Genomic DNA, 24,063 nt, shown 5'->3' on the forward strand with positions numbered 1-24,063 from the left:
TGCCAACCAGGGTTGGCAGCTACCGGGCTCAGCCCTCGTTGGCGACGCCGTGCGGTACGTGGCCGGCGGCTACATGCTCGCGGGCGCTGTCGATGTTGTGCTGCGAATCATCGAAGAAGATGTCGGCACCGAAGGCCTGCAGGAACGGCCCCTTGTGCCGGCCGCCGAGGAACAGTGCTTCGTCCAGGCGCACGCCCCACTCCCGCAGGGTACGGATCACCCGCTCGTGCGCCGGGGCCGACCGCGCGGTCACCAGTGCGGTACGGATCGGCGCGCTGTCGCCAGCCGGGAACACTTCCTGCAGCGTGTGCAGGGCCGACAGGAAGCCGCGGAAGGGGCCGCCACTGAGTGGCTCGCGGGCGCGTTCGCGTTCGTGGCGGCCAAAGGCTTCCACGCCCTGCTCGCGCGAAATGCGCTCACTCTCGTCACCGAAGATCACTGCGTCACCGTCGAAGGCAATGCGCAGCTGGCCGGCCGGGCGACCGGTATCGATCTGGTCGGCCGCTGCCGCAGCGGTCTCGCCCGGTGGTTTGGGCAGGATGGTCGCCGCCGCGATGCCATGGCGCAGCGCACTGCGCACCGATTCCGGGTTGGCCGACAGGAACAGGTCGGTGCCGAACGGCTTCACATACGGCCAGGTCGGCTCGCCAGCGGTGAACGTCGCACGGATGATGCCCAGGCCGTAATGCTGGATCGAGTTGAAGATACGCAGGCCGGTATCGGCCGAATTGCGCGACAGCAGGATCACCTCGACCCGCGGGTTCTCCGGGCTGGCGCCCTGGTTCAGTGCCAGCAGCTTGCGCACTACGGGAAAGGCCACGCCGGGACCGAGGATGTCGTCCTCATGTTGGCGCTGGAACTCGGCATAGGCCGCCACGCCATCGCTCTCGAACAGCGCGTGGCTTTCCTCGAGGTCGAACAGCGCGCGCGAGGTGACCGCGACGGTCAGCAAACGGGGGGAGTTGTCGCCCATCGGTGGGGGTCCTTCAAGCGGTCGGCGGGGCCGGCCGCCCATTGTCCTCAAAAAACGAACTGTTCGCTCAGGATCCGGTCTTCCAGGTTGTGCTCCGGGTCGAACAGCAGGGTCACACGACGGTCCCTCGACTCGCGGATGGTAACCTCGACCACATCGCGGGTCTCGTGCGAATCAGCGGTGACGCTGACCGGACGCTTGTAGGGATCGAGCACGCGGAAGCGCACTTCGGTGTCGGCCTTGAGGATCGCCCCGCGCCAGCGTCGCGGCCGATACGGAGCCAGCGGCGTCAGCGCGATGGTATGCGACCCCAGCGGCAACACCGGGCCGTGCGCGGAATAATTGTAGGCGGTACTGCCGGCCGGGGTGGCCACCAGCACGCCGTCACCGATCAGCTCGGCCACCCGCTCCTGGCCGTTGAGGTCGATGCCGATATGGGCCGCCTGCCGGGTCTGGCGAAGGAGCGAGACATCGTTGTACGCCAGCGAGCCGGTGCTGGTCCCGGACTCGGTCAGCGCCACCATTTCCAGTGGGCGCAGGTTGGCCGGTTCGGCACGCGCAATGCGGGCCTGCACGTCATCGTCGCCGCGGTACTGGTTCATCAGGAAGCCAACGGTGCCCAGCTTCATGCCGAACACCGGCTTGCCCAGGTGCCCGTGCCGGTGCAGGGTCTGCAGCATGAAACCGTCGCCACCCAGCGGGCACAGCACGTCGGCCTGCTCGGGCGCGTGATCGCCATAACGCGAGATCATCGCCGCGCGGGCCATCTGTGCAGGTTCGGCGGTGCTGGCCAGGAAAGCGATGCGGGGGGTGTCGCTCATCAGGCGTGGGGCCCTGGAAGTGTGGATAGAGCATACCTCGCCACTGCTCCAACGCAACTGAGGTTGCCGATTCCAATGCTGCCTGTCTGACTTCCGATTCCCAAGCGATGCCCTCCTCTGCACGCCACCAAGTAGAACGCCTGGGCGACGGCGGCCACAGCCCTCCAGAACCGGCCTACGCCCAAGGCTGATTGTTCCTTCGCTCCCTGGATGTGCGGGGAAACAATCGCGTTGGGTCCGATACCAACTACATCGTGGATGACGGAAGCCGCACTTTTGCGGGCAGCCGTGACCGCTTGGCACACGCGAACAACGTCGCGGAGGTTTCCATCTGCTCGAGGTGACTCTGTAAAAAATCCAACACATCGAAGGCCGCTCGCATCGTTTACCGACAACGTCCGATAGCTCCCGTCCGGTACTGCACCGACCATGCAGCAGCGTACTCGCCGTTCCGCGGCTGATTGCGCTCCACCCTTCAGAGAGAGAGGACACATGAACTTCAAGCACCTCAGCCTTGCGTTGGCGGCACTACTGCCGTCCTGGGCCAGTCTTGCCCAAGACGCAGCCACTTCTCAGCAAACCGCAGCGGCAAAGGCCCATATCGGCTTCCTGAGCCCGGCATCAAACGCCTACCGCGAGCTGCTGCCGGGCAACTATACGAATCTGTACTTCACGCTACGCAATGATGACTGGCAGGACCGGGTGCGGCTGCCCACCTCGCTGTCGTTGTCCGAGCGTTCCATCTATCTGGCCAACCTGGCGACATCGCCCCGCCATCTGGAGGTCGACGGTGTATTCACCCATCTGCCCTCAGAGGTCAGAAAGGTGATGTTGCCCGCCGGCCAGAACCTGGCCGTCAGCAACAGGATGAGCATGGCCTGGCGCCTGTCCCCGAAGCACCTGCGCGAGATCAATGGCCCGAACGAAGCGCGCTGGCGCATTCCTTCAAACGGACGCAAGCTCGCAACGGTACTCAATCTCCGTGATGGGCAGCATGTCGGCCAGGTGGGCCTGCCCGACGGCGCACACTCCTATGACACGGTTACCATTCGGCACACGGCAACGTGGCCGAGCTCGGTCATCGCAGCCGATACGCAGTTCCCGCGCTCGAACCTGCGGATCGAGTCGGGTGACGTGCACCACTACGCCTTTGATCCCTTCTTCCGCGTGTGGAAACTGAATCATGCAACCTATCGCCCCGTACTTCCGAATGACGCATCGCGAAAGACGAGTACGGCACGCACACTGGTCACGGCCACCAACGAGAACTTCCGGGGCTACTATCTGAATTTCCCCGATAGCCCGTCGGACCGTGATCGCCGCATGTTCAAGGTCGCTGATTCGAAAGTGATCGATCCGAGCTGGGGACTGAAGATCAAGGATGACAACATCTTTGACCGCGAGGCCCACGTCTGGACCAACCCCGGCGAAGAGTTCGAGTTCATGTACGTCGACGACGGCGGCTCCGGTTCCGGCCATTGGCACGCACTTCGCTATCCGGTGTCGCGCGTCGACGTTGACAAGTCTCGTGGTGGCAAGGTCGACAACGCAGCCGCACTGCTCACCTGGGTGACCACGGGCGGCGGCACGGTCACACTGCCCGATGCGTTCCAGCGCCTGACGCGACTGGTTGTGGAGAATGTCACCGGCACCCATCCTTACCCGGCACCTAGGACGACCACGGTCATCGGGCCCGGCCTGTCGGACAAGGTACTGCCGGGCGAGCAGGTGTCCTATCGCCTCAGGGACTACAAGTGGATTCGTGAAACGACCACTGTCGACGTGGTGTTTGCCGTTTCCGGCCAGCTCGGCGAGATCGGTTCGAAGGACATGGCCTTGGAGTTGATGCGCGAAAGCCTGGCGAAGACCAACCAGGCGCTCGACAACTCGGGAGCGACGTTCCGCTTCCGTGAAGCGGCAGTGCGTGATATCACCGTGCCGTACTACCTGCCGACCTATGCCATCCCCGAGTGGATTGCCAATCATGCACCGCAGGTGATCAGCGACAGCGGGGCGGACGGCGTGTACTTCGGTGGTGTGGCCACCGGCTGCAACGGCGTCCACCACTCCAAGCCGCGCAAGCAGTTTGCGGTGGCAATGAACCTGCTCTGCTCCACCGACATGCTTCGTGAGGAAATGGGCAAGGCACTGGGCATGAAGGTCAATGGCATGCAGGGCGTTCCGGTCATCGGCGCCGGCAACAAGCTGCCGCTGTACCCGACGCCGTTGCGCTTCGTGGACGATGGCAACCGCGCCATCAACCCCGGCCAGCGCGACGAAGTGCAGCACATGAACGGTGTCGCCGCCGAAGTCGCCCGCTACGGCCACGCGCGTTGATGGACTGATTGCTGGCAGCCATCGGCGGCCAGCGGCCCCGGATACAGAACGGCCCCGCTTTCGCGGGGCCGTTCCTTTTCTCCACGCACGCCGGGCACGGCCCGGCACTACGTCACTTACGCACCATGCGCGGCCAGCTGGCCCAGGCGCTGCACCGCGACCGAGACGGTCGGGTAGTCCAGGGTCTTCTGCTCGGCCAGTTCGGCCAGCATCGCCAGGGTGAAGCGCAGGCTGTTGTCATCGCGGCCCATCCAGGCAGCGACCTTGGCCTCGGCACTGCTGCCCTTGGTGCCCAGCACCTGCCCGGCCAGGTTGCGGTGGTTGGCTGCAAGCTCATCACGCAGCACGCCACGCGCCACCGCGTGCCAACGACCGTTGACTTCCAGCGCGTCGACCTGCTCGAACAGCCACGGCAGCTGCAGGGCATCGCCCAGGCGGAAGTGGACCTTGGACACGTCCACCGGCTTCAGCTTGCGGGTGCGGGCCAGTTCGATGATGTCGAACGCCGGTTCCAGGAAGTGCAGTTCGGCCAGCTGTTGTGCCAGTGCAGACGGCAGGCCCTTTTCCTTCCACTCGGCCACCAGGGCTTCGTAGGTCGGACGCTGCGAATCCGGCAGCACGCCCGAAGCGACGCGGATGTCGTTGAACGGTCCCTGGTAGCGGTTGACCGCTTCGGTGATGCCCGGCATCGCGCCCGGGCGCGACAGCAGCCAACGCACGAACGAGCGCTGCAGCTTCCAGATCACTTCCAGGGCGTCGATCTGCACCGACTCCGGCACCTTGCCGTCGAGCGCGTCGATCTGTGCCCACAACGCGCGCGCATCCAGCGTTTCGCGGCTGATGGTGTAGGCCTTGGCGACCTCGGCGATGGAACGGCCGGTGTCTTCCTGCATGCGCATCAGGAAGGTGGCGCCCATGCGGTTGATGGTCTGGTTGGTCACGGCCGTGGCGATGATTTCGCGCTTCAGGCGGTGACGCTCCATCGCGTCGGCGTACTTCTTCTGCAGCGGGGTCGGGAAGTAGCGCTGCAGCTCCTTGGACAGGTACGGATCTTCCGGAATGTCCGAATCCAGCAGCTGGTTGAACGCCACCAGCTTGGAATAGGACAGCAGCACCGACAGCTCCGGACGGGTCAGGCCCTGGCCGCGTGCCTTGCGCTGCGAGAGCTCGGCATCGGACGGCAGGAACTCGATCTGGCGATCAAGCAGGCCCTGCTGTTCCAAGGTGCGGATGAAGTGCTGCTTGGACCCCAGGCGCTTGACTGCCATCCGCTCCATCAGGCTCAGCGCCTGGTTCTGGCGGTAGTTGTCGTTGAGCACCAGCTCGGCGACCTCATCGGTCATCGACGCAAGCAGCTTGTTGCGCTGCTCGACGGTCAGCTTCTTGGCCCGCACCACATCGTTGAGCAGGATCTTGATGTTGACTTCGTGGTCGGAGGTATCGACGCCGGCCGAGTTGTCGATGAAGTCGGTGTTGAGCAGCACGCCGGCCTGGGCAGCCTCGATGCGGCCCAGCTGGGTCATGCCCAGGTTGCCGCCCTCGCCCACCACCTTGCAGCGCAGCTCGCCACCGTTCACGCGCAGCGCGTTGTTGGCGCGATCGCCGACATCGCTGTGCTGCTCGCTGGCGGCCTTGACGTAGGTACCGATGCCGCCATTCCACAGCAGGTCGACCGGTGCCTTCAGGATCGCGCTCATCAGATCGTTCGGCGACAGCGCCTTGACGTTCTCGTCCAGGCCCAGCGCTTCGCGCACCTGCGGGGTGATCTCGATCGACTTCAGGCTGCGCGGGTACACGCCGCCGCCCTTGCTGATCAGCTTGGTGTCGTAGTCCGCCCAGCTCGAACGCGGCAGGGTGAACAGGCGCTCACGCTCGATGAACGACGTGGCCGCATCCGGATTCGGGTCCAGGAAGATGTGGCGGTGGTCGAACGCAGCGACCAGGCGGATGTGGCGAGACAGCAGCATGCCGTTGCCGAACACGTCGCCGGACATATCGCCGACGCCAACCGCAGTGAAGTCCTGGCTCTGGCTGTCGCGGCCCAGCGCACGGAAGTGGCGCTTGACCGATTCCCACGCGCCGCGCGCGGTGATGCCCATGCCCTTGTGGTCGTAGCCGACCGAACCACCGGAGGCGAATGCATCGCCCATCCAGAAGCCGTGCGCGATGGCCAGGCCGTTGGCGATGTCGGAGAAGGTCGCAGTGCCCTTGTCGGCGGCCACCACCAGGTACGGATCGTCCATGTCGTGGCGCACGACATCCACCGGCGGCACGATCTTGTTGTTGACGATGTTGTCGGTGATGTCCAGCAGGCCCTGGATGAACAGCTTGTAGCAGGCCACGCCGTTGGCGAAGATCGCATCGCGGTCGCCGTTCACCGGCGGGGTCTTGGCGAAGAAGCCGCCCTTCGCGCCGACCGGCACGATGACAGTGTTCTTGACCATCTGTGCCTTGACCAGGCCCAGCACTTCGGTACGGAAGTCTTCGCGACGATCCGACCAGCGCAGGCCGCCACGCGCAACCGCGCCGAAGCGCAGGTGGGTACCTTCCACGCGCGGGCCGTACACGAAGATCTCGCGGTACGGGCGCGGCTTCGGCAGGTCCGGCACCAGCGCCGAATCGAACTTGAAGCTGATGACATGGCCGTGCTGGCCGTTGGCATCGGTCTGGTAGTAGCTGGTACGCAGGGTCGCGTCGATCACGCCCATGAACGAGCGCAGGATGCGGTCCTCGTCCAGGCTGGACACGCGATCCATCAGCTTCAGCAGTGCATCGCGAGCGGCCTGCATCTGCGCGTCGCGGTCCCCCTTGCGGGCATCGACCACGCTCTTGAGCACCTTCAGGGTGGCATCGTCGCCAGCGGCCAGCACATCGAAGTGGGCCTTCAGCTGGGCCTGACCGGCCGCGATGTCGTCCTTGCTCTCATGGCCGGTAGCCGGATCGAAGCGGGCCTCGAACAGTTCGACCAGCAGGCGGGCCAGCAGCGGGTAACGCGCGAAGGTGCCTTCCACGTAGGCCTGCGAGAACGGCACGCCGGTCTGCAGCAGGTACTTGCAGTAGCCACGCAGCATGGCGACCTGGCGCCAGTGCAGGCCAGCAGCCAGCACCAGGCGGTTGAAGCCGTCGTTCTCGGCGTCGCCGTGCCAGACGCGGGCGAAGGTCTCGCCAAAGGCTTCATCGACACTGGCGGCATCGATCACGCCAGCGGTCGACTCGACCTCGAAGTCCTGCACGTACACCGGCGCGTTGTCGACCGACAGGCGGTACGGACGCTCGGCGATCACGCGCAGGCCCATGTTTTCCATCATCGGCAGCGCGTCCGACAGCGGGATGTCATCCAGCTGGCGATACAGCTTCAGGCGCAGGCCATCGCCGCTTTCGCGCGGCACGGCCTGCAGGCTCAGGCGCAGGTCGTCCGGGCCGGTCAGCGCGTCGAGCTGGCTGACATCGTTGGCGGCAACGGCGGTGCTGTTGTCTTCGATGTAGCCGGCCGGCAGCGCCTTGCCGATGCGGGCGGCGATGCGCAGGCCTTCGGTCTCGCCGTGGCGGCTCACCAGCGCTTCGCGCAGGTCGTCCTGCCAGTTGCGCAGCACCTGGGCCAGCTTCTGCTCCAGTTCGGCGGTATCGACGTCGAGCATTTCACCCGGCTTCGGGCGCACGATCAGGTGAACCTGCGCCAGCGGCGATTCGCCCAGCACCACCGAGCTGTCGACGAACTCGCCGTGCAGCGCGTCCTTGAGCATCGCTTCGATGCGCAGGCGCACGTCGGTGTTGAAGCGCTCGCGCGGCAGGTAGACCAGCGCGGAGATGAAACGGCTGTACTTGTCACGGCGCAGGAACAGGCGGCTGCGCACGCGTTCCTGCAGGCCCAGCACGCCCATCGCGGTGCGGAACAGCTCGTCCTCGCTGGACTGGAACAGTTCTTCGCGCGGCAGGGTTTCCAGGATATGGCGCAGGGCCTTGCCACTGTGGCTGGCCGGGGCCAGCCCGGACTGCTTCATCACATGCTCGTGGCGCTGGCGCACCAGCGGGATTTCCCACGGGCGACGGTTGTAGGCGCTGGAGGTGAACAGGCCGAGGAAACGCTGCTCGCCGATGATCTTGCCCTTGGCGTCGAACTCCAGCACGCCGATGTAGTCCATGTAGCCGGCGCGGTGCACGCGCGAACGGGCATTGGTCTTGGTCAGGATCAGCGCATCCTTCAAACCTGACGTGGTATTCAGGCCCTGCGCGGCCAGCGTCTTGACCGGACGGGCGGCGGACTTGTCCTTGCCGCGCATCAGGCCCAGGCCGGTGTCGTTCAGCGGCGCCAGCACCTCTTCCTTGCCCTGCTTCTCGACGCGGTACTCGCGGTAGCCGAAGAAGGTGAAGTGGTTGTCAGCGGCCCAGCGCAGGAACTCCTGTGCTTCCTTGCGCGACGCGTCGTCGACGGGCAGCTGGCGGCTGCCCAGGTCGTCGGCCAGTGCCAGCGCCTTGTCCTTCATCGGCTGCCAGTCGCGCACGATTGCACGCACTTCATCCAGCGCCTTGTTGATGGCCTGCTCGATGGCGGCCATCGCATCGGCCGGCTGGCGGTCGATTTCCAGCAGCATCACCGACTCGGCATCACCTTCGCCGACCTTGACCAGCTTGCCGGCCTTGTCGCGGGTGAAACGCAGTACCGGGTGGCCCAGCACGTGGACGCCCACGCCCTGCTCGGCCAGCGACATGGTGACGGTATCGACCAGGAACGGCATGTCGTCGTTGACGATCTGCAGCACGGTATGCGGCGATTCCCAACCGTTGGCCTTCGCGGTCGGATTGAACACGCGGACGTTGGCCTTGCCAGCCTTGCGGGCCCGGGCGAATTCCAGCGTCTCAGCCGCGAGAGCGGCCCACTCTTCAGCGCTGTGGTGCGGGAACTCGTCCGACTCCATGCGCTTGTAGAAGTCAGTGGCGAAGGCCACTGCTTCGGCCTGTGCGGCCGCGGGGTAGCGCTTGCGCAAGGCCGTGTACACCGGCTCCAGGGAGAAACCAGCGGTCACTGCGACCTCCGACTCTGCTGGTTTCGTCTTGTTTTTCACGGTCTTGGCTGCGGTTTTTTGCGGTTTCATGGCAGAGCGATGCGCTTGCTCAGTTGGGAAAATGAAATTGTAGCCCTACCGCACGAAAAGGCCTTGCTGCAGGACGGAATAAGCAGATTCGGGTTTGCTGCGGTTTAGACGCCTATTCAGTTCGCTCCGGTATGGAGCGGGCGCCTGCTTCAGCACTGCCGACAGGATCGGCAAAGCGTGTTACTGGAAGACACACGCGGCGACGCCGATTCGATTCCACAATCCTGAACTGGACGGTATAGTCCACCGCGTGAACCCGGCCTACCTCCCCGTTGCCCTCGACGCACGCGATGAGCGCGTGTTCGATGCCGTGCGCGAACTGCTGGCCCAGCAGGGCATCCAGATGAGCATGGACGCGGTGGCCCAGCATGCCGGCTGTTCCAAGCAGACCCTCTACTCGCGCTATGGCAGCAAGCAGCAACTGCTGCGCCGGGTAATGCAGCGCCACGTCGGCCACGCCACCGGGGCCATGGTTCGTGCACTCCGCAGTGACGACCTGCGTGCCAGCCTGCTCCAGTTCGCCACCGACTTCCTGGAGCATTTCAACCAACCGCACGTAGGGCAGGCCTGCCGGCTGATCGCGGCCGAGGCGGCCCAGTTTCCCGAAGAGGCGCGTACGCTGTACCGGCATGGTGCCGGCGCGTTGTCGCTTCATCTTGCTGAATGGATTGAAACCGTTTGCATGCAGGGCCAGCTCCGGCATGACGACCCGCACTTCATGGCCGAACTGCTGCTGAGCATGATCGCCGGTCAGGATTTCGACAAACAGCGCTTCCATACCCCCCACCGTGATGACGCGCTCTTGCGTCGGCGCTGGGCAGAGTTCTCCGTCGACAGCTTCCTGCGCGCCTTCGCGCCTCAGCCGTCGCCGGCCCCGTCTACAAACCAACCCCGGAGTTCCTCCTGATGACCGCCCCACTCCGCACCCTTGCCTTGACGTGCGCCGTTGCTGTCGCGCTGGCTGCCTGCAAGAAGCCGGAACAGCAGACGCCCCCGCCGCCGGAGGTGGGCGTGATCGACGCCAAGCCGCAGACCCTGCCGCTGCAGCGCGAACTGGTCGGCCGCCTGTCGCCGTTCCGCAGCGCCGACGTCCGCGCACGCGTGCCCGGCGTGCTGCTCAAGCGCGTCTACCAGGAAGGCTCGCAGGTCAAGCAGGGCCAGACCCTGTTCCTGATCGACCCGGCGCCGCTGCGAGCCTCGCTCAACGCCTCCGAGGCCCAGCTGGCCTCGGCCCGCGCGACCTACGCCAACGCCAAGGTCGCCGCCGACCGCGCACGCTCGCTGGCCCCGCAGCAGTTCGTCTCCAAGTCCGACCTGGACAACGCCGAATCGGCCGAGCGCACCGCGCTGGCCGCGGTCAAACAGGCCGAAGCGGCAGTGACCTCCTCGCGGATCAACCTGGGCTATGCCGAAGTGACCGCGCCGATCAGTGGCGTGGCCAACAAGCAGCAGGTCACCGAGGGCGCGCTGGTGGGCCAGGGCGATGTGACCCTGCTGACCACCGTCGACCAGCTCGACCCGCTGTACGTCAACTTCTCGTTGAGCGTGGACGAGCTGACCCAGCTGCGCGCGCAGCAGGCCAAGGGCGCGCTGGCGCTGTCCGGCGACGGCAAGGCCACGGTCAACGTCAAGCTCGCCGACGGCACCACCTATGGTGAGCCGGGCACGCTGGACTTCTCCTCGACCACGGTCGACCCGGCCACCGGCGCCGTGTCGTTGCGCGCGCTGCTGCCGAACCCGCAGCAGATCCTGCTGCCGGGCGCCTTCGTCAGCTTCCAGGCCAACCTGGGCGAGCGCAACAACGCCTTCCTGGTGCCGCAGCAGGCCCTGCTGCGCGATACCACCGGCGGCTACGTGATGGTGGTCGGCGCCGACGGCAAGGTCGTGCGCAAGAACGTGAAGACCGATGGCGCGCAGAACGGCAACTGGCTGGTCAGCGACGGCCTGGCCGCCGGTGACAAGGTGATCGTGGCCGGCGTGCAGAAGGTCAAGGAAGGTGCACCGGCGGTGGCCAAGCCGTGGACCCCTGGCCAGGACGCCAACGGCAAGCCGGCCGCAGGCGGCGCCGCCCCGGCGGGCGCTGCACCGGCTGCAGGCAAGGCACCGGCCGACGCGGCCAAGCCCGAGCAGGCCGATGCGGCCAAGCCGGCCGCCACCGATTCGAACAAGCAGTAACGGGAACCTTCCGTCATGCCTAAATTTTTCATCGAACATCCAGTCTTCGCCTGGGTGGTTGCGATCCTGATCTCGCTCAGCGGCGTGATCGCGATCCTCAACCTGGGCGTGGAGTCCTATCCCAACATCGCCCCGCCGCAGGTCACCGTCTCGGCGACCTATCCGGGCGCCAGCGCCGATACCACGGAAAAGTCGGTCACCCAGGTGATCGAGCAGCAGCTGACCGGCATCGATCACCTGCTGTACTTCAGCTCCTCGTCCGCCTCCAACGGCCGTGCACAGATCACCCTGACCTTCGAGACCGGTACCGATCCGGACATCGCCCAGGTGCAGGTGCAGAACAAGGTCTCGCTGGCCACGCCACGCCTGCCTTCGGAAGTCACCCAGCAGGGCGTGGTGGTGGCCAAGGCCAACGCCGGCTTCCTGATGGTGGTGGCGCTGCAGTCCGATACCCCGACCATCAACCGTGACGCGCTGAACGACATCGTGGGCTCGCGCGTGCTCGACCAGGTCTCGCGCATCCCCGGCGTCGGCAGCACCCAGCAGTTTGGTTCCGAGTACGCCATGAACATCTGGCTGAACCCGGAAAAGATGCAGGGCTACGGCCTGTCGGCCAGCCAGGTACTGGCCGCGGTGCGTGCGCAGAACGTGCAGTTCGCCGCCGGCGCGCTGGGTTCGGATCCGTCGCCGGAAGGCCAGCACTTCACCGCCACGGTCTCGGCCGAAGGCCGCTTCAGCTCGCCGCAGGAATTCGAGAACATCATCCTGCGTGCCAACGCTGATGGCTCGCGCGTGCTGCTGAAGGACATCGCCCGCGTCGCCTTCGGTGCCAACAACTACGGCTTCGACACCCAGTACAACGGCAAGCCGACCGGCGCCTTCGCCATCCAGCTGCTGCCGGGCGCCAACGCCCTGAACGTGGCCGAAGCGGTGCGCGCCAAGATGGACGAGCTGCAGCCCAGCTTCCCGGCCGGCGTCACCTGGTTCTCGCCGTACGACAGCACCACCTTCGTCAAGATCTCGATCCAGGAAGTGGTCAAGACACTGTTTGAAGCAGTGCTCCTGGTGTTCCTGGTGATGCTGATCTTCCTGCAGAACTTCCGCGCCACGCTGATCCCGACCCTGGTCATCCCGGTGGCGCTGCTCGGTACCTTCCTGGGCATGTGGATGATCGGCTTCACGATCAACCAGCTGACGCTGTTCGCGATGGTGCTGGCGATCGGCATCGTGGTCGACGACGCGATCGTGGTGATCGAGAACGTCGAACGCATCATGACCGAGGAGGGCCTGGCGCCGAAGCCGGCCACGCAGAAGGCGATGACCCAGATCACCGGCGCGGTGGTGGCGATCACCGTCGTGCTGGCCGCGGTGTTCATCCCCTCCGCCCTGCAGGGCGGTGCTGCCGGCGAGATCTACAAGCAGTTCGCGCTGACCATCGCCATCTCGATGGCGTTCTCGGCGTTCCTGGCGCTGGGCTTCACCCCGGCGCTGTGCGCGACCTTCCTCAAGCCGACGCACAACGACAACCCGAACATCGTCTACCGCACCTTCAACAAGTACTACGACAAGATCAGCCACACCTACGTGGGGCACATCACCTCGGCGGTGCGCCATGCGCCGCGCTGGATGATCCTATTCGTGGTGCTGACCGCGCTGTGCGGCTTCCTGTTCACCCGCATGCCGGGCAGCTTCCTGCCGGAAGAGGACCAGGGCTATGCGCTGGCGATCGTGCAGCTGCCGCCGGGCTCGACCAAGGGCCAGACCAACGAAGTGTTCGCGCAGATGCGTGGCATCCTGGAAAAGCAGGATGGCTATGAAGGCATGCTGCAGGTGGCCGGCTTCAGCTTCGTCGGTTCCGGCGAGAACGTGGGCATGGGCTTCATCCGCCTGAAGCCGTGGGAGGAACGCAAGTTCACCGCGCCCGAGTTCATCCAGAACATGAACGGCGCGTTCTACGGCATCAAGGAAGCGCAGATTTTCGTGGTCAACCTGCCCACCGTGCAGGGCCTCGGCCAGTTCGGTGGCTTTGACATGTGGCTGCAGGACCGTAGCGGTGCCGGCTACGAACAGTTGACCCAGGCCCGCAACATCCTGCTCGGCCAGGCCGCGCAGAAGCCGGACCACCTGGTTGGCGTGCGCCCCAACGGCCTGGAAAACGCGCCGCAGCTGCAGCTGCACGTGGACCGTGTGCAGGCGCAGTCGATGGGCATGTCGGTGTCGGACGTGTACAGCACCATCCAGCTGATGCTGGCCCCGGTGTACGTCAACGACTTCTTCTACGAAGGCCGCATCAAGCGCGTGACCATGCAGGCCGATGGTCCGTACCGCACTGGCCAGGAATCGCTGAAGAGCTTCTACAGCCCGTCCAGTCTGACCCAGAACGCCGATGGCACCAACGCGATGATCCCGTTGAACACGGTGGTCAAGTCCGAATGGGTGTCGGCGCCGCCGTCGCTGAGCCGCTACAACGGCTACTCGGCGATCAACATCGTCGGTTCGCAGGCACCGGGCACCAGCTCGGGTGAGGCGATGCAGACCATGGAAGGCATCGTCAACGACGACCTGCCGGCCGGCTTCGGCTACGACTGGTCGGGCATGTCCTACCAGGAAATCCTGGCCGGCAACGCTGCGACCCTGCTGCTGGTGCTGTCCATCGTGGTGGTGTTCCTGTGCCTTGCCGCCCTGTATGAAAGCTGGTCGATCCCGGTGGCGGTGCTGCTGGTGGTGCCGCTGGGTGTGCTGGGTGCCCTCGGCCTGTCGATGCTGCGCGGCCTGCCCAACGATCTGTTCTTCAAGATCGGCCTGATCACCGTGATCGGCCTGGCGGCGAAGAACGCGATCCTGATCGTGGAGTTCGCGGTGGAGCAGCGCGCAGCAGGCAAGAACCTGCGTGATGCCACCATCGAAGCGGCGCGCCTGCGTTTCCGCCCGATCCTGATGACCTCGTTCGCGTTCATCATGGGCGTGATCCCGATGGCGATCTCCACCGGTGCCGGCGCCAACTCCCGCCACGCCATCGGTACCGGCGTGATCGGCGGCATGCTGTTCGCCACCCTGCTCGGCCTGCTGATGATCCCGGTGTTCTTCGTGGTCGTGCGCCGCATGCTGGGCGACAAGCTGGACGAACCGTCCAAGGAGTTCATGGAACGCCAGCGCGATGCGGATGCCGCACATCGTCCGGATCGTTGATCCGGTGCTGCGCTGAGAACGAGAAGGCCCCGGAGCGATCCGGGGCCTTTTTATTGCCACAATTGAATTCATGCCAACCCAGGTTGGCATCTACCGGAACAACGGCATGGCCGATATCCGTCAACCTGGGTTGGCGCTGTTCGGGCAACGCCTCAGCGCATCACCGCGACCACGGCGCACACCGCCACCAGAATCAGCGAGGCCCACTGCATGGGTACGAAGAAGAAATGGTGGGGCGCGGCCTCCCCCTTCTGCCGCGGCGCACGGTTGAGCCACAGGCCCAGCACCACGTTCACCGCTGCGCCGAGGCCTGCGCCCAACAGAACCTGTGACAGCGGAGTATTGCCCTTGGGGCCGTCATGCGGAAAGAAGTACGCCAGCAGCAGGATCGCTGCAATCGGCGTCACCAGCGTCATGATTCCCCAACCGCGATAGATCATCGTGCAGACCCATGAAAAAAACGGCCTGCATTGTAGCGGGGCTTTGGGAGGGCGCCGCAGAATGAAATGTATGGCGATGCGCAGGTTGCCGCTCTGTAGAGCCGAGCCCATGCTCGGCTGCTTGTACCGGAGCCGAGCATGGGCTCGGCTCTACAGACGGCCAGAGAACAGCGCATCCACGCGTGGCGTGGACCTACCGCCGCGCCGCCATTGCGGCGGCGCGGCCCTGCGACTCAGCGCAGCCCGGTTTCGTTGCGGGCGATCACCAGGCGCTGGATCTCCGAAGTACCTTCGTAGATCTCGGTGATCTTGGCATCACGGAAGTAGCGCTCCAGCGGCATTTCCTTGGAATACCCCATGCCGCCGTGGATCTGCACCGCCTGGTGGGTAATCCACATCGCCGCCTCAGAGGCGGTCAGCTTGGCAATGGCAGCCTCATTGCTGAAGCGCTTGCCCTGGCCCTTCACCCACGCCGCGCGCAGGGTCAGCAGCAGCGCTGCGTCCAGCTTGCACTTCATGTCGGCAATCTTGGCCTGGGTCATCTGGAAGGTACCGATGGCCGCGCCGAATGCCTTGCGCTCCTTGACGTATTCAATCGTCGCTTCATAGGCGGCACGGGCGATGCCGATGGCCTGCGAAGCGATGCCGATGCGACCGGCATCGAGCACGCTCATGGCGATCTTGAATCCCTCGCCTTCCTGGCCCAGCACGTCTTCGGCCTGCGCCACGTAGTCGTTGAACTCGATCTCGCAGGTGGCCGAGGCGCGGATGCCCAGCTTGGGCTCGGTCTTGCCACGACCGAAACCGGCCTTGTCGGTATCGATGATGAAGGCGGTGATGCCGCGCGCGGCCTTGTCCGGCTCGCTCATCGCGAACAGCACGATGTACTTGGCCACCGGACCGGAGGTGATCCAGCTCTTCTTGCCATTGATGACGAAGGTGCCGTCGGCCTGCTTCACCGCGCGGCAGCGCATGGCGGTGGCATCGGAACCGGACTGCGGCTCGGTCAGCGCGAACGCGCCGATGGCCGTGCCTTCGGCGATGGCACGTACGTAGGTCTGCTTCTGCTGCTCGGTACCGTGGGTCAGGATGCCGTTGCAGAACAGCGAATTGTTGACCGACATGATGGTCGAATGGGCTGCGTCGGCGGCGGCGACCTCCACCATCGCCAGCACGTACGCAACCGGGTCCATGCCCGCACCGCCGTATTCGGTCGGCACTTCAATGCCCATCAGGCCGTTCTCGCCCAGCAGGCGGATGTTGTCCAGCGGGAACTCGCCGGTGCGGTCATGATGCTCCGCACTGGGGGCGATCTTCTCCTGCGCGATGCGCCGCGCAACGTCCTGCAGCATCAACTGCTCTTCGGTAAAGCTGAAATCCACAACACCCTCCCGGGTACATGAAGTTATGGGCCGCATACGGCGCGCCCAGGTGCTCCGATTGTACCGGGGCCCGGCAGTTTCCGTACGCTGGCGACTTGACCGCGACAGCCCCTTCAGCGAATATATCTCTATATCGCGATAGGTAGATGTTTATGGATCTGGAAGACTGGTCGACCCGCCTGAAGGTGTTCGCCGATGCCACTCGCGTGCGCCTGCTGGCGCTGCTGGAGCAGGAGGAACTGACCGTGGCCGAACTGTCGGCGATCACCCGGCTGGCGCAGCCGCGCGTGTCCACCCACCTGGCACGCCTGAAGGAAGCCGGCCTGGTCCGCGACCGCCGTGCCGGCGTGTCGGCCTACTACCGCTTCGACGAGGCCCAGCTGGACCCCGCGCAGCGTGCATTGTGGCATGCCTTGAGCAACGGAAGCGATGACCCGCTGCTGCGCCAGGACGCTGAACGCGTGGCCGCCGTGCTGGCCCACCGCGCCTCCGACCAGAACTGGGCCGACAGCGTGGCCGGCGACATGGAACGCCACTACTCGCCGGGGCGCACGTGGGAAGCGCTGGCCCGCACCGCGCTGCCGCTGCTTGAGACCGGCGACGTGCTGGATATCGCCTCTGGTGATGGCGTGCTGGCCGAACTGGTTGCCCCGCATGCCAAGCGCTACATCTGCATCGACACCAGCGCGCGCGTGGTTGCCGCCGCCAGTGAACGCCTGCGCCGCCTGCCCAACGTGGAAGTGCGCGAGGGCGACATGCATGCCCTGCCGTTCAAGGACAGCAGCTTCGATCTGGTCGTGCTGATGCACGCGTTGACCTACGCCAGCAAACCGGCGCAGGCAGTGACCGAAGCCGCGCGCGTACTGCGACCGGGTGGCCGCCTGCTGCTGTGCAGCCTGGCCCGGCACGAGCACAAGGCGGCCGTGGAGGCCTATGGCCACGTCAACCTCGGCTTCAGCGACAAGGAACTGCGCAGGTTCGTCGACAAGGCCGGCCTGCAGGTGTCCAGCCTGGAGACGGTCACCCGCGAGAAGCGTCCGCCGCACTTCGAAGTGATTTCGCTGATCGCCAACAAGCCCTGAGCCCGAGACCGCCATGCCCGCCCTGCCCTGGTTGCATCCAGATCGTGCCAACGCCCTGCTCGACGCCCTGCGCGAGCGGATCCTGATCATCGATGGTGCGATGGGCACGATGATCCAGCGCCACGGCCTGCAGGAAGACGATTACCGTGGCGAACGCTTCGCCGGTGGCTATGACCATCTGCATGGCTCCGGCTGTGATCACGCCACACCGGAAGGCCATGACCTGAAGGGCAACAACGATCTGCTGCTGCTGACCCGGCCGCAGATCGTCGCCGATATCCACACCGCCTACCTCGAGGCCGGTGCGGACCTGGTCGAAACCAACACCTTCAATGCAACCTCGGTCAGCCAGGCCGACTACCACCTCGAGCACCTGGTGTACGAGTTGAACAAGGCCGGCGCTGCGGTCGCGCGCACGTGCTGTGATGCAGTGGCCGCAACCACTCCGGGCAAGCCGCGCTTCGTGATCGGGGTGATCGGCCCGACCAGCCGCACCGCTTCGATCAGCCCCGACGTCAACGATCCCGGCTTCCGCAATACCAGCTTTGACGAGCTGCGCGACACCTACCGCGAAGCCATCGAGGGCCTGATCGACGGCGGCGCCGATACCCTGATGGTCGAGACCATCTTCGACACGCTCAACGCCAAGGCCGCGCTGTATGCGCTGGAGGAAGCGTTCGATGCGCGCGGCGGGCGGCTGCCGGTGATGATCTCCGGCACCATCACCGACGCTTCCGGTCGCACCCTGTCCGGGCAGACCACCGAGGCCTTCCACGCATCGCTCGCCCACGCCCGACCGTTGTCGATCGGCTTGAACTGCGCGCTGGGCGCCGATGCGATGCGCCCGCATGTGGAAACCCTCTCGCAGGTCGCCGACTGTTACGTCAGCGCCCACCCCAATGCAGGCCTACCCAACGCGTTCGGCGAGTACGACGAAACCCCTGAAGAGATGGCCACCACCCTGCGCGGCTTCGCCGAGGATGGCCTGTTGAACCTGGTCGGCGGCTGCTGTGGCTCCACCCCCGAGCATATCCGTGCGATTGCCAATGCCGTGGCCGGACTGCCGCCGCGCGCACTGCCCGGCACCCGGGAGCAGGCCGCATGAACGTTGCCGCCACCGTCCCGCACTTCCCGCCCTACTGCTGTTGAGCCGACGCCTGCCATGACGCCTGTCCGCCCTACCCGCCTGTCCGGCCTGGAACCTCTGGTCATCACCCCGGACCTGCTGTTCATCAATGTCGGCGAACGCACCAACGTCACCGGCAGCGCGCAGTTCCGCAAGCTGATCAAGGAAGGCCGCTACGAGGAGGCGGTGGACGTGGCCCGCCAGCAGGTAGCCAGCGGCGCGCAGATCCTCGACGTCAACATGGATGAGGGCCTGATCGATTCGGAAGCGGCGATGACGCGCTACCTCAACCTGATCATGTCCGAGCCGGACATCGCGCGCATCCCGGTGATGGTCGACTCGTCCAAGTGGAGCGTGATCGAGGCCGGCCTGAAATGCCTGCAGGGCAAGAGCGTGGTCAACTCGATCTCGCTGAAGGAAGGCGAAGCGCTGTTCCGCGAGCACGCGCGCAAGGTGCTGCGCTATGGTGCCGCGGCAGTGGTGATGGCGTTTGACGAGGCCGGGCAGGCAGACACCTGTGCGCGCAAGGTCGAGATCTGCACACGCGCCTACCGCATCCTGGTCGACGAGATCGGCTTCCCGCCGCAGGACATCATCTTCGACCCGAACATCTTCGCCGTCGCCACCGGCATTGAAGAGCACGACAACTACGCGGTGGACTTCATCGAAGCCACCCGCATCATCAAGCAGACCCTTCCGCACTGCCATGTCTCCGGCGGCGTCTCCAACGTCTCGTTCTCGTTCCGAGGCAACGAAACCGTGCGCCAGGCCATCCATTCGGTGTTCCTGTACCACGCGATCGCCGCCGGCATGGACATGGGCATCGTCAACGCCGGCGCGATGCCGATCTACGACGAACTGGAGCCGGACCTGCGCGAGCGTGTCGAGGACGTGATCCTCAACCGCCGAAGCGATGCCACCGAGCGCCTGCTGGAGATCGCCGAGCGCTACAAGGGCAAGAAGGGCGCGGCGAAGACCGAAGATCTGGCCTGGCGCGACAAGCCGGTGGCACAGCGCTTGGCACATGCCCTGGTACACGGCCTGGATGCCTTCGTCGAGGAAGACACCGAACTGGCCAGGCAGGCCTCCAGCCGCCCGCTGGACGTGATCGAAGGACCGCTTATGGACGGCATGAACATCGTCGGCGACCTGTTCGGCGCCGGCAAGATGTTCCTGCCACAGGTGGTGAAATCCGCGCGCGTGATGAAGAAGGCCGTGGCCTACCTGCTGCCTTACATCGAAGCGGAAAAGGCGCGCAGCGGTGACACCGCCAAGAGCAACGGCAAGATCATCATGGCCACGGTGAAGGGCGATGTGCATGACATCGGCAAGAACATCGTCGGCGTCGTACTGGCCTGCAACAACTTCGACGTGGTCGACCTCGGCGTGATGGTGCCGGCGCAGAAGATCCTCGATGCTGCCCGCGAGCACAACGCAGACCTGATCGGCCTGTCCGGGCTGATCACCCCGTCCCTGGAGGAGATGAGCCACGTCGCCCGCGAGATGGAGCGCCAGGGCTTCGACCTGCCGCTGCTGATCGGGGGCGCGACCACTTCGCGTGCGCATACCGCGCTGAAGATCGACCCGCACTACAAGGCGCCGACAGTGTGGGTGAAGGATGCGTCGCGCGCGGTTGGCGTGGCGCAGTCGCTGATCTCGCGTGATCTGCGCGAGGCCTTCGTTGCCGCCAACGAAGCCGACTATGCCGAAATCCGCGCACGCCACCGCAACCGGGGCGACGCCAAGCGCCTGGTCACGCTGGAACATGCGCGCGCGCAGAAATTCCATGGCGGCTGGGACAACTACACTCCACCGACACCGAATCAGCCCGGCCTGCACGTGTTCGACGACTATCCCCTGGCCGAACTGGTCGACTACATCGACTGGACGCCGTTCTTCCAGGCCTGGGAGCTGGCCGGCAAGTTCCCGGCGATCCTCACCGACGAGATCGTCGGTACCCAGGCCAGCGAGCTGTACAAGGATGCCCGTGCGATGCTCGAGCGCATCGTCGGCGAGAAGTGGCTGACGGCCAAGGCCGTGTTCGGCCTGTGGCCGGCCAACAGCATCGGCGACGACGTCCGCGTGCAGCACGCACAGGGCGAAACCACCCTGCACTTCCTTCGCCAGCAGGTGGACAAGCCAGCCGAACGCCCGGATTTCTGCCTGGCCGATTTCATTGCACCGGCCGACAGCAGAAAGCAGGACTGGATCGGCGCGTTCGCTGTCACCGCCGGCATCGGCATCGACGCCCACGTCGCGCGCTTCGAGGCCGAGCATGACGATTACAACGCGATCCTGCTGAAAGCACTGGCCGACCGCTTCGCCGAGGCGCTGGCCGAGCGCCTGCACCAGCGCGTGCGTACCGAATTCTGGGGCTACGACCGCGCCGAGACGCTGGACAACGAGGCCCTGATCGACGAGCAGTACCGCGGCATCCGTCCGGCACCGGGCTACCCGGCCTGCCCCGAGCACAGCGAGAAGCGCCGCCTGTTCGACCTGCTGCAGGCTGAGAAGAACGCGGGCATGGAACTGACCGAGAGCTTCGCGATGCTGCCCACGGCCGCTGTCTCGGGCTACTACTTCAGCCATCCGCAGAGCCAGTACTTCGTGGTCGGGCGGCTCAGCCGCGAACAGGTCACCGACTATGCCCGGCGCAAGGGCGTGGACCGCGCCCAGGCCGAACGCTGGCTGGCCTCCAACCTCGACTACGACCCCGAATGACACAAAAAGGGGACGGAGGGGATTAAGTCGTTTGTGCATTAGCGACTTAATCCCCTCCGTCCCCTTTTTTGCTTCATCATTCGGCGATGACCGTTCCCGTTGCCCGCCTCTCAAGTTTCTACCTGTTCTACTACGCGGCGCTCGGCGCGTTCACGCCGTACTGGAGCCTGTTCCTGACCGCGCGCGGCATGAGCGTGACCGCGATCAGCGTGATGATGGGCCTGTGGTACGCCACCCGCGTGATCGCACCCAGTACCTGGACCTCGCTGGCGGCCGCATCACCGCGGCCGATCCGCCTGCTGCGCGTCGGCTGCGTGCTGACCCTGCTCAGCTTCGCTGGCTTCCTGCTGCCACTGCCGCAGCCGTGGATGTACCCGGCGATGATCGTGTTCTGCTTCTTCTACAACGCGGTGATGCCGCAGTTCGAGTCGATCACCCTCACCCACCTGGGCAACGACAGCCACCGTTACGGGTTGATCCGGGTCTGGGGTTCGCTCGGCTTCATCGCCGTGGTCACCTTGTTCGGCTGGCTGATCGAAGGCGATGGCGCCGGCAACCACGCCGGATTGTTGCCGTGGATGATGCTGCCCCTGTTCGTGCTGCTGGTTGCCTCGGCCTTCAGCAACCACTACGCGCGCGGCATCGGCAAGACTGCGGGTGACACCAGCGGCTTCTGGCAGATCGTGCGCCGACCGCCGGTGCTGGCGTTCTTCCTGGCCGCCTTCATGGAACAGCTGTCGTTCGGCCCGTACTACACGTTCTTTTCGGTCTACATGGACCATCACGGCTACCGTACCTCCACCCTTGGCCTGCTGTGGACCATCGGCGTGGTCTTCGAAGTGGGCGTGTTCTTCACCATCGGCCGCTTCTTCCGCCGCTACGACGCCAGCTGGATGCTGCTGATCGCGCTGGTCAGTTCCTGCCTGCGCTGGGCCGTGACCGCACTGTTCCCGGAGAACCTGCCGGTGATGCTGCTGGCGCAGACCGCGCACGCGCTGGGCTTTGCCGCGTTCTTCGCTGCAGCGATGCAGATGCTGGCGACCTACTTCCCCGGTCGTCTCAACGGCCACGGCCAAGGACTGCTGTACGGCTTTTCGTCCGGTGTCGGCGGTGTGCTGGGCGCGCTCATTGCCGGCCAACTGTGGAAGATCGACGACGGCCGCACCGCGTTCCTGGCCGGCAGCGGCTTCGCCCTGATTGGCGCCCTGCTCTGCTTCTTCGCGCTGAGCCTGCCGCTGATACGCGCGCGCCGGACCCACGGCGCACACTGACAACGCTCCGATTCAGCGCTGCAGCAACACCTGCTGCAGCGATGGCAGCAGCACGCGGTTGCCATGCGCGCTGAGATGATCGCCATCGAAGAACAGCGGGCGGCCATCGCGCTGCGCGGGACATAGCGCGTCGTCGCACAGCACCGGCATCGGGTCCCACAGCACGCCACCGGGCAGTCCATCAACCACCTGCCGCAGGCTGCCCAGCATCGGCGCACGCAGCGCTTCCATCGCCTCGCGCGTGCTGTCCAGGCCATTGCGGCAGACTTCGTTGCGCGAATTGAATCGGTCCGAGCAGCGATAGGGCGGCGCCGGCAGCACCGGCTTGGGCGCCTCCAGCACGATGCGCACACCGCGCTCGGCCAGTGGCTTCCACTGCTTGATCGCCTCGACCGCTTCGGCCTCACGCCCTGCCGCGGCCTCCGCTGTCAGTTCGCCCGCCAGCTGCGCCCGCGCATCGAACAGCACGAACTGATCGGACAGGCGCGGCATCCGCAGCGACACCAGCACCACGGCATCGCCCGGCTGCGCGCGCCGCGCGATATCGGCGAACACCGCGGCATCGAAATCAGCGCAACCGGCACCCGCCCCACGCCACTTCTGCAGGCTCACCTGCGGGCATCCGCCGCGGCCATAGAGGGAGACCTCCGAGCCGGTTTCCAGCGCCAGCCGCTGCAGCAGCTCGATGTAAGCCATCGCATGCGAATCACCGGCAACAAACACCCGCTTCGGCGCGCCGGCCGGCGTCGGGCGGTCGCAGTTTCCACGGGCAAAGGTCCGCGCACTGCCGCCTTCGAAACGATGCTTGGCAGCCAGCAGAGCGCAATTGGGATAATCGCCAGCCACGCTCTTGCCATTGGGGTACCAATCGGCCGGATGCCGGCTGACGGTACTCAGCGACAGTCGTGGCGCCTGCTGATAGAGCAATGCCTGGATACCGGCGGCGCACAGCAGTACGACCGCGCCGGCCAGCACCCAACGCCCGGGGCGCAGGCGCTGCGCCAACGTGCCGCGGAACGGCTGTTCCACCCAGCGCCACGACGCCCATGACAGCACCAGTACCAGCACCATCGCAGCGATCATCTGCCAGGGTGTCTGCAGGCCCACGGTCCAGCGCATCAGCACGAACACCGGCCAGTGCCACAGATACAGCGAGTACGAAAGCAGACCGATGCGGCGCATCGGAGCGCTGGCCAACAGGCGCGCCACCCATGCCTGCGGATGGTGATGCAGCGCCCAGAGCAGGCCCGCGGTGGCGAAGGCCGGCAGCAGGCCGTCAGGCCACGGCGAGCGCCCGGCACGCGAGGACCATAGCGCCCACCCCAGCAGGGCCAGCGCCATCATGGCCAGCAGGGAAAACACCGGCGCAGCGCGCTTCAGTGCCTGACTGGTTGCCGGGTCCAGCGATTGCCGCACGTGCAGCAGCTGGAACAACAGCACGCCCACCCCCAGT

14 protein-coding genes are annotated in these 24,063 nt (G+C 65.5%); 8 read left to right on the plus strand and 6 right to left on the minus strand.

Going from position 1 to position 24,063, the window contains the following annotated elements:
* Nucleotides 1-28: 28 nt before the first annotated feature.
* Nucleotides 29-973, minus strand: a complete 945-nt coding sequence (locus ACSYHF_RS12980) for a 5'-nucleotidase (protein WP_005417414.1) — start codon at nt 971-973, stop codon at nt 29-31.
* Between the two features lie 47 nt (nt 974-1,020).
* Nucleotides 1,021-1,794, minus strand: coding sequence for an NAD kinase (locus tag ACSYHF_RS12985; RefSeq protein ID WP_005417415.1), 774 nt, complete (start codon nt 1,792-1,794; stop codon nt 1,021-1,023).
* A 492-nt stretch (nt 1,795-2,286) separates the two neighbouring features.
* Here ACSYHF_RS12985 and ACSYHF_RS12990 point away from each other — a divergent pair, with 492 nt between their 5' ends.
* The gene (locus ACSYHF_RS12990; RefSeq protein ID WP_447575709.1) at nt 2,287-4,131 is read left to right on the plus strand and encodes a hypothetical protein; all 1,845 of its coding nucleotides are present in this window, start codon (nt 2,287-2,289) and stop codon (nt 4,129-4,131) included.
* Between the two features lie 116 nt (nt 4,132-4,247).
* Here ACSYHF_RS12990 and ACSYHF_RS12995 read toward each other — a convergent pair whose 3' ends face one another.
* The gene (locus ACSYHF_RS12995) at nt 4,248-9,224 is read right to left on the minus strand and encodes an NAD-glutamate dehydrogenase (RefSeq protein WP_111176098.1); all 4,977 of its coding nucleotides are present in this window, start codon (nt 9,222-9,224) and stop codon (nt 4,248-4,250) included.
* A gap of 250 nt (nt 9,225-9,474) precedes the next feature.
* On the opposite strand from ACSYHF_RS12995, the gene ACSYHF_RS13000 reads away from it, so the two are divergent.
* The 3 genes from ACSYHF_RS13000 to ACSYHF_RS13010 are packed head-to-tail and all read left to right on the plus strand — an operon-like array spanning nt 9,475 to nt 14,588.
* Nucleotides 9,475-10,131 carry a TetR/AcrR family transcriptional regulator gene (locus ACSYHF_RS13000; RefSeq protein WP_005417420.1) on the plus strand — a complete coding sequence of 219 codons (657 nt, stop codon included), beginning with the start codon at nt 9,475-9,477 and terminating at the stop codon, nt 10,129-10,131.
* Nucleotides 10,131-11,399 carry an efflux RND transporter periplasmic adaptor subunit gene (locus tag ACSYHF_RS13005; protein ID WP_069139730.1) on the plus strand — a complete coding sequence of 423 codons (1,269 nt, stop codon included), beginning with the start codon at nt 10,131-10,133 and terminating at the stop codon, nt 11,397-11,399. The genes ACSYHF_RS13000 and ACSYHF_RS13005 overlap by 1 nt, the downstream gene beginning before the upstream one ends.
* 15 nt (nt 11,400-11,414) lie before the next feature.
* Nucleotides 11,415-14,588 carry a multidrug efflux RND transporter permease subunit gene (locus tag ACSYHF_RS13010; RefSeq protein WP_005417430.1) on the plus strand — a complete coding sequence of 1,058 codons (3,174 nt, stop codon included), beginning with the start codon at nt 11,415-11,417 and terminating at the stop codon, nt 14,586-14,588.
* 152 nt (nt 14,589-14,740) lie between these two features.
* On the opposite strand, the gene ACSYHF_RS13015 is transcribed toward ACSYHF_RS13010, so the two are convergent.
* Together ACSYHF_RS13015 and ACSYHF_RS13020 are read right to left on the minus strand one after the other, a co-directional pair.
* Nucleotides 14,741-15,139, minus strand: coding sequence for a hypothetical protein (locus tag ACSYHF_RS13015; protein ID WP_229766042.1), 399 nt, complete (start codon nt 15,137-15,139; stop codon nt 14,741-14,743).
* Between the two features lie 122 nt (nt 15,140-15,261).
* On the minus strand, nt 15,262-16,410 hold the full coding sequence (locus ACSYHF_RS13020; protein WP_005417433.1) for an acyl-CoA dehydrogenase family protein: 1,149 nt from the start codon (nt 16,408-16,410) through the stop codon (nt 15,262-15,264).
* A gap of 152 nt (nt 16,411-16,562) precedes the next feature.
* Between ACSYHF_RS13020 and ACSYHF_RS13025 the strand changes: the two genes are divergently transcribed.
* The 4 genes from ACSYHF_RS13025 to ACSYHF_RS13040 all read left to right on the plus strand — a co-directional run bounded on the left by ACSYHF_RS13025 (nt 16,563) and on the right by ACSYHF_RS13040 (nt 22,610).
* On the plus strand, nt 16,563-17,492 hold the full coding sequence (locus ACSYHF_RS13025) for an ArsR/SmtB family transcription factor (protein WP_049465810.1): 930 nt from the start codon (nt 16,563-16,565) through the stop codon (nt 17,490-17,492).
* A gap of 13 nt (nt 17,493-17,505) precedes the next feature.
* Nucleotides 17,506-18,597, plus strand: a complete 1,092-nt coding sequence (locus ACSYHF_RS13030; RefSeq protein ID WP_262233489.1) for a homocysteine S-methyltransferase family protein — start codon at nt 17,506-17,508, stop codon at nt 18,595-18,597.
* Nucleotides 18,598-18,654: 57 nt separating this feature from the next.
* Nucleotides 18,655-21,339, plus strand: a complete 2,685-nt coding sequence (gene metH, locus ACSYHF_RS13035; protein ID WP_447575710.1) for a methionine synthase — start codon at nt 18,655-18,657, stop codon at nt 21,337-21,339.
* An 86-nt stretch (nt 21,340-21,425) separates the two neighbouring features.
* Entirely contained in the window at nt 21,426-22,610 is a 1,185-nt protein-coding gene (locus tag ACSYHF_RS13040) for an MFS transporter (protein WP_095379099.1), read from the plus strand.
* A 12-nt stretch (nt 22,611-22,622) separates the two neighbouring features.
* Here ACSYHF_RS13040 and ACSYHF_RS13045 read toward each other — a convergent pair whose 3' ends face one another.
* Nucleotides 22,623-24,050, minus strand: a complete 1,428-nt coding sequence (locus ACSYHF_RS13045; RefSeq protein WP_447575711.1) for an acyltransferase family protein — start codon at nt 24,048-24,050, stop codon at nt 22,623-22,625.
* Nucleotides 24,051-24,063 lie beyond the last annotated feature (13 nt).

The sequence above is a fragment of the Stenotrophomonas maltophilia group sp. P373 genome, from assembly GCF_053295075.1.

Coding starts and splice junctions, on each gene's coding strand:
- ACSYHF_RS12980 (WP_005417414.1), bottom strand. CDS start 973: ATGGGCGACAACTCCCCCCGTTTGCTGACCGTCGCGGTCACCTCGCGC.
- ACSYHF_RS12985 (WP_005417415.1), bottom strand. CDS start 1,794: ATGAGCGACACCCCCCGCATCGCTTTCCTGGCCAGCACCGCCGAACCT.
- ACSYHF_RS12990 (WP_447575709.1), top strand. CDS start 2,287: ATGAACTTCAAGCACCTCAGCCTTGCGTTGGCGGCACTACTGCCGTCC.
- ACSYHF_RS12995 (WP_111176098.1), bottom strand. CDS start 9,224: ATGAAACCGCAAAAAACCGCAGCCAAGACCGTGAAAAACAAGACGAAA.
- ACSYHF_RS13005 (WP_069139730.1), top strand. CDS start 10,131: ATGACCGCCCCACTCCGCACCCTTGCCTTGACGTGCGCCGTTGCTGTC.
- ACSYHF_RS13010 (WP_005417430.1), top strand. CDS start 11,415: ATGCCTAAATTTTTCATCGAACATCCAGTCTTCGCCTGGGTGGTTGCG.
- ACSYHF_RS13015 (WP_229766042.1), bottom strand. CDS start 15,139: ATGGGCTCGGCTCTACAGAGCGGCAACCTGCGCATCGCCATACATTTC.
- ACSYHF_RS13025 (WP_049465810.1), top strand. CDS start 16,563: ATGGATCTGGAAGACTGGTCGACCCGCCTGAAGGTGTTCGCCGATGCC.
- ACSYHF_RS13030 (WP_262233489.1), top strand. CDS start 17,506: ATGCCCGCCCTGCCCTGGTTGCATCCAGATCGTGCCAACGCCCTGCTC.
- metH (WP_447575710.1), top strand. CDS start 18,655: ATGACGCCTGTCCGCCCTACCCGCCTGTCCGGCCTGGAACCTCTGGTC.
- ACSYHF_RS13040 (WP_095379099.1), top strand. CDS start 21,426: ATGACCGTTCCCGTTGCCCGCCTCTCAAGTTTCTACCTGTTCTACTAC.